This window comes from Lentzea sp. HUAS12 (assembly GCF_024125735.1).
Classification (GTDB): Bacteria; Actinomycetota; Actinomycetes; order Mycobacteriales; family Pseudonocardiaceae; genus Lentzea; species Lentzea albida.
Genome location: NZ_CP099738.1, coordinates 1,927,275 through 1,939,419 on the forward strand (window position 1 = coordinate 1,927,275; position 12,145 = coordinate 1,939,419).

Sequence of the window (12,145 nt, forward strand, 5' to 3'; positions counted from 1 at the left end):
TCGGTTCGTCTTTGCGGGGGCGATCGGGTTCTTCGGAGACCGGACCGCCGCGGCGGGAACCCGGATGCCGGCAGCGCGACCGCGTGCTCGTGGTTCATGGTGCCGCTGTTGTGGTTCTCGCGTCGACGAGATCGGCGAGGTCGAGTGCTCCGGTGTGGGACGGGTGCCTGCGCGCTTGCGCGGCGAGAGGGCGGAAGCGGTCGCGCATCCGGGCCGAACCGACGGTGGCCGCCGACTCGAGTGCTCGCAGGCCGGTGGCGACGCCGACGTCGACGTCTCCTTCGACGAGCTGGCCGGTGGACAGCAGGATCAGGCTGAGGACCCGGCTTCGGAGCATGTCCTCGCCGTAGCCGTCGACCGCCGTGACGAGCAGCGGCACGGCGGTGCGCGCGTGGTGCAGCCCCGCGGTGTCCACCAGGGCCGAGTGCACCGCGCCCGCCATGGCCGAGAGGTCTGGCTCGGTGAAGAACATCGCCCAGCCGGCCACCTCGGTGCGGTCCGCGGCGCCGAACTGCTCCCGGCCGCGGTCGAGCAACGTCAGCGCGTGGTGCTCGGCGCCCTTCTGCGCACACGCCCACGCCGCGTTGACGGTCAGGATGCTGGCCGCGAGCCGGTCGCCGGAGCGCGCCGCCGCGAGGCGGCCGAGGTCGAAGTACCGCAACGCCTCGTCGAGGTTCCCGTGGTGCAGGTACACCCGGCCGAGCCGGTAGCACACGTTCGCGAGCAGACCGTCGTCCCGGGCTACTCCGGCGAGTGCCAACGCGTGCGCGAAGTGGTTGTGCGCCGCGGTGACCTGACCGGCGTCGAACGACACCCAGCCGGCGAGGTTGCGCAGGTCGGCCAGAGCGATGTGCAATCGCCGCCGGACGTCGTCCGGCGCGAGGGCGACGAGCAACGGGAGGTTCTCGCGGATCTGCGTTCGCACCCGGTCCAGGCAAGACTCACCCCCGTGGCGGTAGTCCATCTCGCGCAGCGCGCGGGTGTGCTGTTCCAGCCGGGTGACGTCGGACAGACCCATCATCGCGGGCAACACTCCAGACCGGGTGGGGTGGACGATGCACCGCCGGGGGCCGGGGCGGTCGTGGAGTTCTCACCTGACCGGGCCAGGCGCACAGGTGACCTTAGTGCGGTACCGGACCGGCTCACGCCGCCGTTCGGGCGTTGCTGGCCGACTTCAGCTTGCGTGCCAGGCGCTCCGGCTTCGGCCAGCGCACGGCGGTCGCCCAGCCGAGCAGCTCGAACACGCGGATCAGCCGCGCGGAGATGTCGATCTGACCACGACGGACTCCGTGCCGTGCGCACGTGGGATCGGCGTGGTGGGAGTTGTGCCAGGACTCGCCCATGGACAGGATCGCCAGGGGCCAGAAGTTCGCGGACTTGTCGCGCGCCTCGAACGGCCGGTCGCCGATCATGTGGCAGATCGAGTTGACCGACCACGTGACGTGGTGCAGCACGGCCACCCGCACGAGGCTCGCCCAGAAGAACGCCGTGAGCGCACCCCACCAGCTCCAGCTGATCAGCCCTCCGGCCACGGCGGGCGCGAGGAGGGTGACGGCCGTCAGCGCGGGGAACAGGCGGTTGACCCGCTGGAGGTCGGGATCGGCCTCCAGGTCCGGTGCGAAGCGGGCGGCGTTGGTCAGGTCGCGGCGGAACATCCAGCCCATGTGCGCGTGCCAGAAGCCCTTGGCCAGCGCCGTGGCCGACGTGCCGAACAGCCAGGGGGAGTGCGGGTCGCCCTCGCGGTCGGCGAAGGCGTGGTGGCGGCGGTGGTCGGCGACCCAGCCGATGACCGGTCCCTGCATGGCCATGCTGCCGATCATCGCGAGCCCGATCCGCAGCGCCCGGGTGGCCTTGAACGCGCCGTGGGTGAAGTAGCGGTGGAAACCGACGGTCACGCCGAGGCAGGTGAGGGTGTAGAAGGACACGGCGAGACCCACATCGGTCCAGCCCAGACCCCAGCCCCACGCGAACGGCACCGCGACGGCGAGCGCCAGCGCGGGAACGACCGCGAAGAGCTTGACCAGGAATCTCTCGAACGGGGAGTTCTCCCCCGCGAGCAGCGGCTGGGGTGCGGACTGCGTGCGGGGCACTGTCGTGGTCACGTCGCGAACCTCCGGACGGCGATCTTGTCGGTGCCGCCGGGGTCTCGGGCGAACGGTGATGTCAGTCAGAAGGGCTTACCCGTTGCCCCGCCACCTTCAAACAGGCGCGTAACGATCTCACGGCGCCATCGCGGCGAGCACGTCGCCCACCGAGGTGGTGGCGAGGCCGATGGTCGCGTCGCTCGCGCCGTACGGGATCACGAGGGTGTCGCCGTGCAGCAGACCGCCGCACGAGTAGACGACGTTGGGCACGTAACCGTCGCGCTCAGCGGCGTTCGGCGTCAGCAGCGGCTCCGGCAGCGTGGCGAGCACCTTCGTCGGGTCGTCGAGGTCGAGCAGCATCGCTCCCATCGAGTAGAGCCGCATCGGACCGACCCCGTGGGTGAGGACGAGCCAGCCCTCGGGGGTCTCGACCGGCGAGCCGCAGTTGCCGACCTGGACGAGGTCCCAGTCCCTGCCCGGCGCCGCCACGGACCGGGGTTCGTTCCACGACTTGAGGTCGTCGGACGTCGTCACAGCCGTGCTCTCGCCGTCAGCGCGGGACAAGGCGGCGAACCTGCCGCCGATGCGGCGGGGGAACAGCGCCATTCCCTTGTTGCGCGCGGCGGGACCGGTCAGCTGTGTGATCCGGAACGTGCGGAAGTCGTCTGTCTGCAACAGTTGCGGCGCCACGTCGACTCCGTCGTAGGCCGTGTAGGTCGCGTAGTAGGTCTGCGAGCCGTCGTCGTCGGAGAAGCGCACGAACCGCGCGTCTTCCATGCCGTGGCGTTCCGACGGGCCGGTCGGCCAGAGCACCCGGCCGCTGACCGCGGAGTCCTCCGGGAAGTCGGTGGTGTAGTTGCACGCGGCGATCCACCTGACCAGCTCGACCGTCCGGTGAGCCGCCTGCCTGGCGACCAGCTTGGGGTGCAGGCCGGCCAGCAGCTCGTCGAGCTCCGCTCCGGTGAACCGCGCGGGCAACCACCGGCTGAGCACGGCCGACACCTCGTCGTCGTGGCCCCGCTCGGCGAGCTTGCCGAGGAAGAGACCCTTGTCGTGGATCGAGTCCGTGCGCAGCCCGGTGCTGATGACGCCCGGCTGCGAATCCACGGTGAGCACACCGCCCGGGCCCGCCACCCCGGTGCGGAAGCCGATCGAGGACAGGTGCCCCTCGCCGATGCCGCGCACGCTCAGCACGAACCGCAGCTGCCCCTGTGCCATCCCGCTCTGGTCGGGGTGGGCGACCATGGACGGGTTGCACAGCGCGGCACCCTCGACGGCGTACTCGTGGGTGAAGTAGGCGCCGATCAGGAGACGGCGGGACTCGGAGAGCTCGGCGTCCGCGGACAGCCGGTGGCTGACGCTCGCGAAGTTGTCCGCGAAGGTCCCGCAGACGTTCCGGTGCCGTCCGGCGAACAAGCGGACCGTGCGGTCGAGCGCCGCGCACGCGGCCGGCTCGTCCAGCGCCATCACCCGCCGGATGACGGCCGCCGACCGCGACTCGTGCTCGGGCACCTCCTCGCCCGGCACGAACAGCTTGGTGATGACCCGGCGCGGGTCGGGGCGCAGCCGCAGCGGGCTGCGCGTGACGCGGGGGTTCATCCGGTGCTCCTCAGGAGCGTGCGCAGGTGTTGGCGGGTGGAGAGCAGCGCCAGGGTCGACTCGGCGCCCTGGTTGGTGTTCGGACCGGTCGGCGTCAGGCCGTCGTATCCACCGCCGGTGTGCTCGTCCTGCATCAGCGAGCCGAGGTCGTTGTCCCCGCTGAACCAGGCGATCGCGCGGTGGACACCGGCGAGCCACGCGGGGTCGGAGGTGACCCGGTAGGCGCGGGCGCACGCGTCGGCCATCGCGGCGGCCTCGATGGGCTGCTGGTCGAAGGCAGGACGCGGCTCGCCGAGGAACCACCCGCCGGTCGGGACCGGTGAGAGGTGGAAGTCCCGTGACTCCACGGTCAGCAGCCAGTCCAGCAGCCGCAGCCCGTCGTCGCGGACCTCGTCGCTGCCGAGGAGGTCGCCCGCGGCGATCAAGGCCTCGGGCAGCGCCGCGTTGGCGTAGAACAGCCGGTTCTCCGGCCACGGCCAGTTCTCGTCGGGGCGGGGCGCGCCGATGTAGGAGGTGATGTCGCCGAGAAGGGCGGTGGCGGAGGCGTGCAGGGGATCGGCGTCCAGCACCTCGGCGGCGCCGAGCGCGGCGAACGCCATCGTGCGCACCGACGGCGGCCGGTGGTGTGCGCCGCGGTCGAAGCACGCCAGCGCCGCCTGCTGGATGGCGGGCACCGTGCTGCGGGCGGCGGTGGTGCCGAGCCCCCACAGCGCGCGTCCCCACCAGTCGCCCAGACCCGGTTCGTCGAGCCAGCGGCGGTCGGGGCTGAGCCTGTTGTGGAAGCGCCCGTCCTCGGCCTGCGCGTAGGCGGTGAAGGCGAGGTAGTGCTCGGCCAGTGCGGCCAGGTCGGCGGGCAGGTCGGGTTCGCGGTGCAGCACCACCAGGCCTCGCGCGACGTCGTCGAGGCAGTAGCCGTGCTCCCGGCGCGGCAGCGGCCCGTCCGCGTGCTCGTGCAGACCGGTGTCGTCGCTCAGCCTGACCAGGTGGGCGAACTCGAGGTCGCTCATCGCGTCACGGCGACGCGGTCGGCGAACAGCCTGCCCGCCACCAGGTTCTCGCACAGCCCGCGGTAGCGGTCCGCCACGGCGGGCCAGCTCAGCACGGCACCCAGGTCCGCGGACCGGTCGCGCATCCCCGCGGCCAGTCCCGGTTCGGTCAGCACGCGCCGCAGCGCCGCGGCGATGGCGGCGGGATTCCGGTGCGGCACCAGCAGTCCGGCTCCATCCGCGAGCAGTTCGACCGCGTGCGGGAACACCGTCGCGACCACCGGTTTCCGCGCGGCGAGGGCCTCGACGAGCACGCCGGAGGTGACCTGCTCGGACGAGTCGTAGGGCAGCAGCACGACGTCGGCCCTGTCGACCAGGTCCGCCAGCGCCTCGGTGCCGAGGTAGGCGGGGTCGAACTCGACCAGGTCGCTCACCCCGGAGGCGGCGGCCTGCTCGCACAGGTGCGTCCGGTACGCCTCACCCTCGTGTGCCAGCACCTTGGGATGCGTCTGGCCCGCCACCAGGTAGCGCGGTTTCAGGTCGCGCAGCGCGGCGAGCGCCGCGATGCCCCATTCGACGCCCTTGCCGCGTCCGAGCAGGCCCCAGGTGAGGACCAGCGGGCCGCGGCCCGGCGCCGAGGCGGCGGGCCGGTCGGCGGGCACGGCGCCGTGCGGGATCACCACGACCTCACCGGGCCGGTCGACCGCGTAGCCCGCCAGGAGACGGCTCCTGGCCGCTTCCGACATGGTGACCACGGCGTCGGCGTGGTCGACGACCGCTTCGAGCACCCGGCGTTGTCCCGGTGTGGGCGTGGTGAGCACCGTGTGCAGCACGACGACCACCGGGACCCGCAACCGGGCGAGCACGCCCAGCGCCTCGTCGCCGTCACTGCCGGCGTAGATCCCGTACTCGTGCTGGACCACCGCGACGTCACACCGGTTGAGCACCTCCGCAGCGGCGTCCACCGCTCCGGGACGCATGGGGTGGGCCGCCGACGGGGCGGCGGCGTGCGGTTCGGCGTCGGTCAGCACGCGGACCACGCGGCTTCTGCTGCCCGGGGTGGCGGCGGCCAGGTGGCGCTGGAGCGAGGCGGTGAACGTCGCGAGCCCGCATTGTGTCGGTGGGTAGGTGCTCAGAAAACCATAGGTGCGAACCATGAAGCGGCGGGCCTTTCGAGTCGGAGGCAGTCAGACGGGCGCACCGGCACGAGTCCGGTGCGAAGAGGGAGTCCACTGAGGACTGTCGCGGTGCGGCGGTCAGGTGCGCGGGGTCATGCCCGCGTCCGCCAGTCCGGCGGGTTCAGCGCGGGAACGGTGGTGGCGGGGTCGGTGGCGAGCGGCCGCCAGCCGCCGGGGAACTGGCCGTCGGACACCGCGTCCGGCTTCCTCGTCATCCGAAGGCCGCGTGGTGTGGTGAGGTCGAGGCTGGTGCTGATCGGGCCCGAGATCATCCCGGTGCTCCCGCCTCCGTCCGGACCAGCCGGGCGGGGTCGCTGACACTCCGCAGGAGGCACCTGGCTCGGTCGCCGATGCGCGAGATCCCCTCGGACCACCCACTCTACGCCGATGACGGGTCCGCGCCGGTCGCAACGGGGTGACGGACCGGCGCGGACCCGGGAGGCCGCTCTCAGCCGAGCGTCCTGTGCACCGCCAACGCATCGCCGAGGCCCGACAGCGTCAGGATCCGGTCCGGCGCACTGCCGCTCAGGCACGTCACGCGGAACACGCGGCCGGTGCGCTGGGCCAGGTAGGAGGCTTCGAGGAGCAACGCGATCCCCGAACTGCTGAGGTATCCCACCGCGGTCAGGTCGATGTCGACCGGCCGCCGGTCGTCGCGGCGGTCGACATGGGCCATCACCCGCCCCCGGAGGTCCTCCACGGTGCCGGCGTCCAGGTCACCGGTGATGCGGAGCACGTGGGCGCCGTCCGACTCCTGCTCGGCCAGCTCGGACCGCACCGCCGGTGCCGGCGACGCGATCGGCGTCGTCGCGGCCGGCGAGGTGGCGAAGCGGAACCGGATCGTCGTGCCGGTGCCGCTGGTGGTCAGCTCGACGTCGTCGGCGAGCGCCCGGATCATCCGCAGGCCGCGCCCGCGGTGCCCCGGCTCCGCGTCCGGCGGACGCCAGGAACCGTTGTCCTCCACCGTCACCTGCACGGAGCCGCCGGTGTGCGCGAGGTGGGTCGAGAAGGTGCCGCGCGCCTGCTCGTAGGCGTGGTCCACCGCGTTGGCGGCCGCTTCGCCGTAGGCGAGCAAGAGGTCGTAGGACCTGTCCTCGGACAGGCCCGACACGGTCGTCCACTCGGACACCGCCGCGCGCAGACCGGACAGCTGGTCCGGTTCGGCGGGGGTGGTCAGGTGCAACGGCGGTGGCAGGTAGCGGGCGACGACGAGCACCGCGTCGTCGTCCTGGCCGTGAGAGAGCAGGCCGCCCACGATCGAGTCGGTCAGCTCCTCAGGACCCCGTCCGCGCGCCTCCCGCACCAGGTCCAGCAGGCGGTCGGGTGCCGCTCCCGGCCCTCCGACCAGGCCGTCGGTGTGGAACACGATCGACGCGCCCGGTGACAGGACGGTGGTGTGCTCCTCGTACGGCGCTCGGCGCGGTGCGCCCAGGGCGGCGCCTCCCCCCGAGAGCAGCCGGGTGCCGCCGGAACCCGTGACCAGCGGTGGTGGGTGACCCGCGGTGGACCAGCGCACCCTTCCGGTGGTCCAGTCGAACGTGACGCAGGCGCACGTGCTGCCGGTGGAGCCGCCGACCCTGGTGGCGAAGGCGTCCAGCCGCTCCAACGCCGCCGCCGGCGAGTGCCCGTCGACGAGGTAGCCCGCCAGCGCGCTGCGCAGCTGTGCCATCACCGCGGCCGTCGCGGGACCCTCGTGCGCGACGTCGCCGACCGAGAAGCCGACCACGGTGCCGCTGATCGGGAGCACCTCGTACCAGTCGCCGCCCGCGGGCGCGTGCGGTGAGGCGGGTAGGTGGCGGGCGGACACGGCGAGCCGGTCCAGCACCGGTAACTCCCGGGGCAGCAGGCTGTGCTGCAGGGCGATGGCGGCCTCCCGTTCCCGCCGCAGCGCCGACTCCCGCTCGGCCTCGGCGCGCAGCCGTTCGGTCACGTCCCGCCCGATGGCCTGCGTCCCGTCAGGGGTCGCCTGCGTGCTGAGCTCCAGCGCGACGAGAGCGCCGTCGGTACGGCGCAGGATCCACACCGCGGTCGTCCGGTCCACCGGCTCCTCGCCGTCCACGACGAGGTCCATCACCTCCGTCCCGACCAGCTCGTCGCGGCGGCGGCCCAGCAGTGCGCAGGCCGCCGGGTTCACCTCGACGAACCGCAGCTCGTGGTCGAGCAGCCAGACGGCGTCGGTGGCGTGGTCGACCAGCCGGCGCAGGCGCAGCTCGCCCTCGCGCCGGTCGTGGTCGGACCGGGCCCGGCGCATCGACTCCCAGCACCGTTCGGTGACGACGGCGACGAGGTCGACCTCGTCCTGGGTCCACTGCCTCGGCGTCGCGTGGTGCACGGCCATCGCGGCGACGAACCGCCCGCCGCGCAGCAGGGGGAGGCAGAGCGCCGCACGGACACCGGTGCCGGCGTGTGCCGTCAGGTCCTCCTCGCCGAGGCGGGGGTCGTTCTCGTGGTCGGCGACGACCCACGGCTCACCGGCCCGCAAGGCCCGCAGTGCTCCGGGACCGAGGTGCCGCATGGGGAAGCGGCCGGGTAGCGGGGGCAGACCGGTGGCGTGGTCGCCGCTCAGGACGACGTGGTCCTCGTCCGCCCTGGCGTACGCGCAGCGGTCGACGTCGAGGTGCCGGCCGAGCAACCGGGTCGCCAGCTCCATCAGACCGTCGGGGTCCTCGAGCTTGCGCGACTCCTTCTCGAGCGCGGCGAGGAACCTCTCGCGCTCGGCGGGTGCCCGGTGCGGGGTGATGTCGACGAGCACGCCCTGGAGCCGCCGGGCCACCGCGGACTCGTCCCGCTGCACGTGCGCCTTCTCCTGCAGCCAGAGGATTTTTCCTCCGGTGTCGCGCACGCGGTAGGAGAGTTCATAGTCGTCGTCCTCGGCGGCTCGGCTCCAGCGCTGCGCCTCGACCCTGGCCCGGTCACCGGGCAGGATCGCGGACGTCCAGAGCGCGGGGTCGTCGAGCCACCGGCGCACCGGATGACCGAGCAGCTGCTCGACGTGCCGGGAGAGGAACGTGAGCCGGCGCGTCACGGCGTCCGCCTCCCACAGGACCACCGGCAGGTTGTCGACGAACGAGCGCAGTCCCTGTGTCTTCGTGACGCTTTCGGTGGCGCTCATCCGTCCAACCTGTCATGAGGGAGAACCGGGGGCGAACCGGGCCGGCCCCGACCTCCGCGGAGATCGGGGCCGGCCCGGCGGTGCACGGGTCAGGGTGCGACGTCGCGGACGGCTTCCCGGCCGTGGTCGGCGGTGGTCCTGGCCGCGTCGGTGGCGGTCTGCCCGACCTCGCCGGCCGCGTCGCGGACGTCGGAGCCCAGCTCCTCCTTGAGATGTCCCGCCGACTCGGCGAGCGCCTGCTTGGCCGGTTCGATGACGTCGCTCGCGCGATCACCGATCTCCGCCACGATCTGCTGCTCGGCCTGCGAGCGCGGGAGCAGCGAGGCGACCAGCAGGCCACCCCCGAACGCGATGAGTCCCGCCGCGATCGGGCTTCCCTGCGCCTGCCGCATCGCCTGGCGGGGCGCGTCCTGCGCCGCTTCCACCGCTCGCTCCGCGTTGCCGGCGACGGCGTTCTTCGCCTGGTGTGCCTGGTCGTGCACCGTGGAGGTGGTGCCGGAGGCGGTTCCCATGACGCTGTCCCTCATCCTGCCGAGGCCGTTGCGGATCTTCTGCGTGCGGCGCTGTGCGATGCGGCGCGGGCTCGTCCGGTCGACCAGGCGGTTGGCGTCGTCCACCAGTTCCGCCCTGGTGTCGTCGATCTCGCGCCTTATCTGGTCGGGTGTCGTGCCCATTCCGCGTCCTCCTCAAGGGATTCGACCGTGCGTTCGGGTTTCGGGGAGACCTCGCGGAGCTTGGCGCGGCCACTGCTGTACAGAGCGAAACCGGCGATGCCCCACACCGCGGCGACGATCAGGGCCGCCCACCCCAGTGGCATGACCGCGCCGAGCGCGAACACCGCGGCGAGGCTCAGCAGGACCACGGCCATGTGACCGGCGAAGCCCGCGCCGGCGAGCATGCCGCCCGCCTTGCCCGCCTTCTTCGCCTCGTCGCGGAGCTCGGCCTTGGCCAGCTCGAGCTCCTGGCGCATCAACCGGGAGAGGTCCTGCGCGAGCTCTCCGACGAGCTCACCGAGCGACTCGCGCTCGGGTGCGGGAGGCAGACCCGTGTCAGGGCTGGACATTCCGCGCACCTCCAGCAGGCACCGTGTCCTGGGTGTACGGGTCGTACTGCTGCCGGCCGCGGTCGGTGCCGATCACGCCCTCGTCGTCGAACGACGGTCCGAGATCGGGAGTGGGCGACGCGGGTGCGGCGGCGAACGGCGGCACGTCGGCGACGGGCGCGGCGGGTGGCGGCTGCACGGCGGAACGGCTGTCCGGCGAGCCCGTGGCGCTCTTCGCGACACGTCCGACGAGGAACCCCGCCACCGCGGCGCCGAGCAGGAACGCTCCCGGCCTGCGCCGGGCGAAGTGCTGGGCGGAACTCAGCAGCCCGCTCGCACCCCGCTCGTCCAGGAACCGCGCGGCCTGCCTGCCGGTGTCGGCGACCCGGCGGACGGCCCCCGCCGACAGGGCGTCCGGAGAGGCGCTCTCGGCCATCGAGCTCAGCTCGTCGGCGATCCGGTCCAGCTGGGTGGAGACCTTCTTGGCCTGTGCGTCGGCTTCGCCCGCCACTCTGTCCTTGGCGCTGCGCAGAACGTTGTCCGCCTGGGACTTCGTTTCCCGCACCACGTGGCCGATCTGCTCCTGAGCCGTGACAGCCACCTCTCCGGCGGCATCCCTGGCCTGGTGCACCACCTCGGTACCTTCGTGGTTCACGACTTCTCCTCAGCTTCTCGACTTGTGTTCGCACTGCGAGCTACCCCGCACCTGGGGGCGCAAACGGCTTGGGAGCAAAGGAAGTTGTTGTGGTACAGGGAGTTTCGCGTGTTCGATCGGGGGTAGCGTTCACACGCGTGTGCGGGAGGCCTCGCCCGCGTCGCCGTTGTTCTCGATCGCCTTCCGCCGCCGCTCGCGGTCGAGCCACCACATGGCCGGTGTCGCGGTCAGGCCGTGCAGCAGGATCGACCCGATGACGACGAGTCCGACGATCCGCCACAGCGCGGTCTGCTCGGCGAAGACGCCTTCCTGGAGGGCGTAGGTGACGTAGAACAGCGAGCCGACCCCGCGGACGCCGAAGAACGCGATGACGGCGCGTTCCCGGGGCCCGGTCCTGCCACCGGCCAGACCCGCCCAGCCCGCCAGCGGCCGCACCAGCAGCAGGACGGCCGCGGCGACCGCGACCTCGCGCACACCGGTGCCGGCGAGCAGCCCGGAGACGGCGGCTCCGCCCAGCAGGAAGACGATCACGACGGTCAGCATCCGCTCGGCCTGTTCCACGTAGCGGTGCAACACCTGGTGGTAGCCGTGGTGCCGCTCGGCGGACCTGATGGAGCACGCGCACACGAACACCGCGATGAACCCGTAGCCCTCGGCGAGTTCGGCGAGACCGTAGGCGAGGAAGGTGGCGGCGATGGCGACGAAGCCCTCCGCGTGCTCGGCGAGGCGGAAGGTGCGCCACGACGAGGAGAAGAACAGCTTGCCCAGCAACCAGCCGATCAGCACGCCGACGACGAGGCCGCAGGCCAGCCGCCACAGCACGTCCACGGCGAACCAGTGCGGCAGCCACAGCGAAGGTGCCACCCCGGCGACGCTGATCGCGATCGCGGCGTAGGTGAACGGGAAGGCCAAGCCGTCGTTGAGACCGGCCTCCGAGGTGAGCGCGAACCTCGCCTCGTCGTCGGTCTCGTCCGGGTTCTCCGTCGGTTCGGCCGCCTGCACCTCGCTCGCCAGCACCGGATCGGTGGGGGCGAGCGCCGCGGCGAGCAGGAGCGCGGCCCCGGTGCCGAGGCCGAGAGCGCCCCAGCCCAGCAGCCCCACGGAGAACATCGACAGGGGCATCGTGACGGCCAGCAACCGCCACGTGTTCGCCCAGCGGCGCAGTCCGACCACCCTGTTGAGCGCCAGCCCCGCACCCATCAGCGAGATGATCACGCAGATCTCGGTGAGGTGCAGCAGCACCGTGCTGTGGCGGAGGGGGTCCGGGTCGGGCAGCGGGTCGACGACCGCGAAGGTGAGGGCACCTGCTCCCAGGAAGAGCATCGGCAGGGAGACCGGTGCGCGGTCGAGCAGGCGCGGCAGCGTCGCCGCGGCGAGTGTCGCGAGTCCGGCACCGGTGTAGAGCAGAGGGCTCGGGTCCACCGTGCACCGTCCGTTCGGGCTGGGAGGCCCCAGTTACCCGGTGCCGCCGCGGGCAAACGGGTGGCGC

11 protein-coding genes are annotated in these 12,145 nt (G+C 72.5%); all 11 read right to left on the bottom strand.

What is annotated here, in order from left to right; translation table 11 throughout:
* Window positions 1-94: 94 nt before the first annotated feature.
* Complete coding sequence (locus ND450_RS08090) at window positions 95-1,021, bottom strand: tetratricopeptide repeat protein (RefSeq protein ID WP_253325538.1); 927 nt, start codon at window positions 1,019-1,021, stop codon at window positions 95-97.
* Between the two features lie 121 nt (window positions 1,022-1,142).
* Window positions 1,143-2,102, bottom strand: a complete 960-nt coding sequence (locus tag ND450_RS08095) for an acyl-CoA desaturase (protein WP_253325539.1) — start codon at window positions 2,100-2,102, stop codon at window positions 1,143-1,145.
* A gap of 117 nt (window positions 2,103-2,219) precedes the next feature.
* Complete coding sequence (locus ND450_RS08100) at window positions 2,220-3,683, bottom strand: glycoside hydrolase family 130 protein (RefSeq protein ID WP_253325540.1); 1,464 nt, start codon at window positions 3,681-3,683, stop codon at window positions 2,220-2,222.
* Window positions 3,680-4,690, bottom strand: coding sequence for a hypothetical protein (locus ND450_RS08105; RefSeq protein WP_253325541.1), 1,011 nt, complete (start codon window positions 4,688-4,690; stop codon window positions 3,680-3,682). Before ND450_RS08105 ends, ND450_RS08100 begins: the two co-directional genes overlap by 4 nt.
* The gene (locus ND450_RS08110; protein WP_253325542.1) at window positions 4,687-5,826 is read right to left on the bottom strand and encodes a glycosyltransferase; all 1,140 of its coding nucleotides are present in this window, start codon (window positions 5,824-5,826) and stop codon (window positions 4,687-4,689) included. Before ND450_RS08110 ends, ND450_RS08105 begins: the two co-directional genes overlap by 4 nt.
* A 113-nt stretch (window positions 5,827-5,939) precedes the next feature.
* Window positions 5,940-6,119, bottom strand: coding sequence for a hypothetical protein (locus tag ND450_RS08115; RefSeq protein ID WP_089927626.1), 180 nt, complete (start codon window positions 6,117-6,119; stop codon window positions 5,940-5,942).
* Window positions 6,120-6,295: 176 nt separating this feature from the next.
* Window positions 6,296-8,959, bottom strand: coding sequence for a SpoIIE family protein phosphatase (locus tag ND450_RS08120; RefSeq protein ID WP_253325543.1), 2,664 nt, complete (start codon window positions 8,957-8,959; stop codon window positions 6,296-6,298).
* A gap of 89 nt (window positions 8,960-9,048) precedes the next feature.
* Window positions 9,049-9,633, bottom strand: coding sequence for a DUF3618 domain-containing protein (locus ND450_RS08125; RefSeq protein ID WP_089927619.1), 585 nt, complete (start codon window positions 9,631-9,633; stop codon window positions 9,049-9,051).
* The gene (locus ND450_RS08130) at window positions 9,609-10,022 is read right to left on the bottom strand and encodes a phage holin family protein (protein WP_089927618.1); all 414 of its coding nucleotides are present in this window, start codon (window positions 10,020-10,022) and stop codon (window positions 9,609-9,611) included. The genes ND450_RS08125 and ND450_RS08130 overlap by 25 nt, the downstream gene beginning before the upstream one ends.
* Window positions 10,009-10,656 carry a hypothetical protein gene (locus ND450_RS08135; RefSeq protein WP_089927617.1) on the bottom strand — a complete coding sequence of 216 codons (648 nt, stop codon included), beginning with the start codon at window positions 10,654-10,656 and terminating at the stop codon, window positions 10,009-10,011. The genes ND450_RS08130 and ND450_RS08135 overlap by 14 nt, the downstream gene beginning before the upstream one ends.
* A gap of 129 nt (window positions 10,657-10,785) precedes the next feature.
* Complete coding sequence (locus ND450_RS08140; protein WP_218159949.1) at window positions 10,786-12,078, bottom strand: sodium:proton antiporter; 1,293 nt, start codon at window positions 12,076-12,078, stop codon at window positions 10,786-10,788.
* Window positions 12,079-12,145 lie beyond the last annotated feature (67 nt).

What these genes read in the sequence shown, in the direction of transcription:
- ND450_RS08090 (WP_253325538.1), bottom strand. Translation starts at nt 1,021, where the DNA reads ATGATGGGTCTGTCCGACGTCACCCGGCTGGAACAGCACACCCGCGCG.
- ND450_RS08100 (WP_253325540.1), bottom strand. Translation starts at nt 3,683, where the DNA reads ATGAACCCCCGCGTCACGCGCAGCCCGCTGCGGCTGCGCCCCGACCCG.
- ND450_RS08105 (WP_253325541.1), bottom strand. Translation starts at nt 4,690, where the DNA reads ATGAGCGACCTCGAGTTCGCCCACCTGGTCAGGCTGAGCGACGACACC.
- ND450_RS08110 (WP_253325542.1), bottom strand. Translation starts at nt 5,826, where the DNA reads ATGGTTCGCACCTATGGTTTTCTGAGCACCTACCCACCGACACAATGC.
- ND450_RS08115 (WP_089927626.1), bottom strand. Translation starts at nt 6,119, where the DNA reads ATGATCTCGGGCCCGATCAGCACCAGCCTCGACCTCACCACACCACGC.
- ND450_RS08120 (WP_253325543.1), bottom strand. Translation starts at nt 8,959, where the DNA reads ATGAGCGCCACCGAAAGCGTCACGAAGACACAGGGACTGCGCTCGTTC.
- ND450_RS08125 (WP_089927619.1), bottom strand. Translation starts at nt 9,633, where the DNA reads ATGGGCACGACACCCGACCAGATAAGGCGCGAGATCGACGACACCAGG.
- ND450_RS08130 (WP_089927618.1), bottom strand. Translation starts at nt 10,022, where the DNA reads ATGTCCAGCCCTGACACGGGTCTGCCTCCCGCACCCGAGCGCGAGTCG.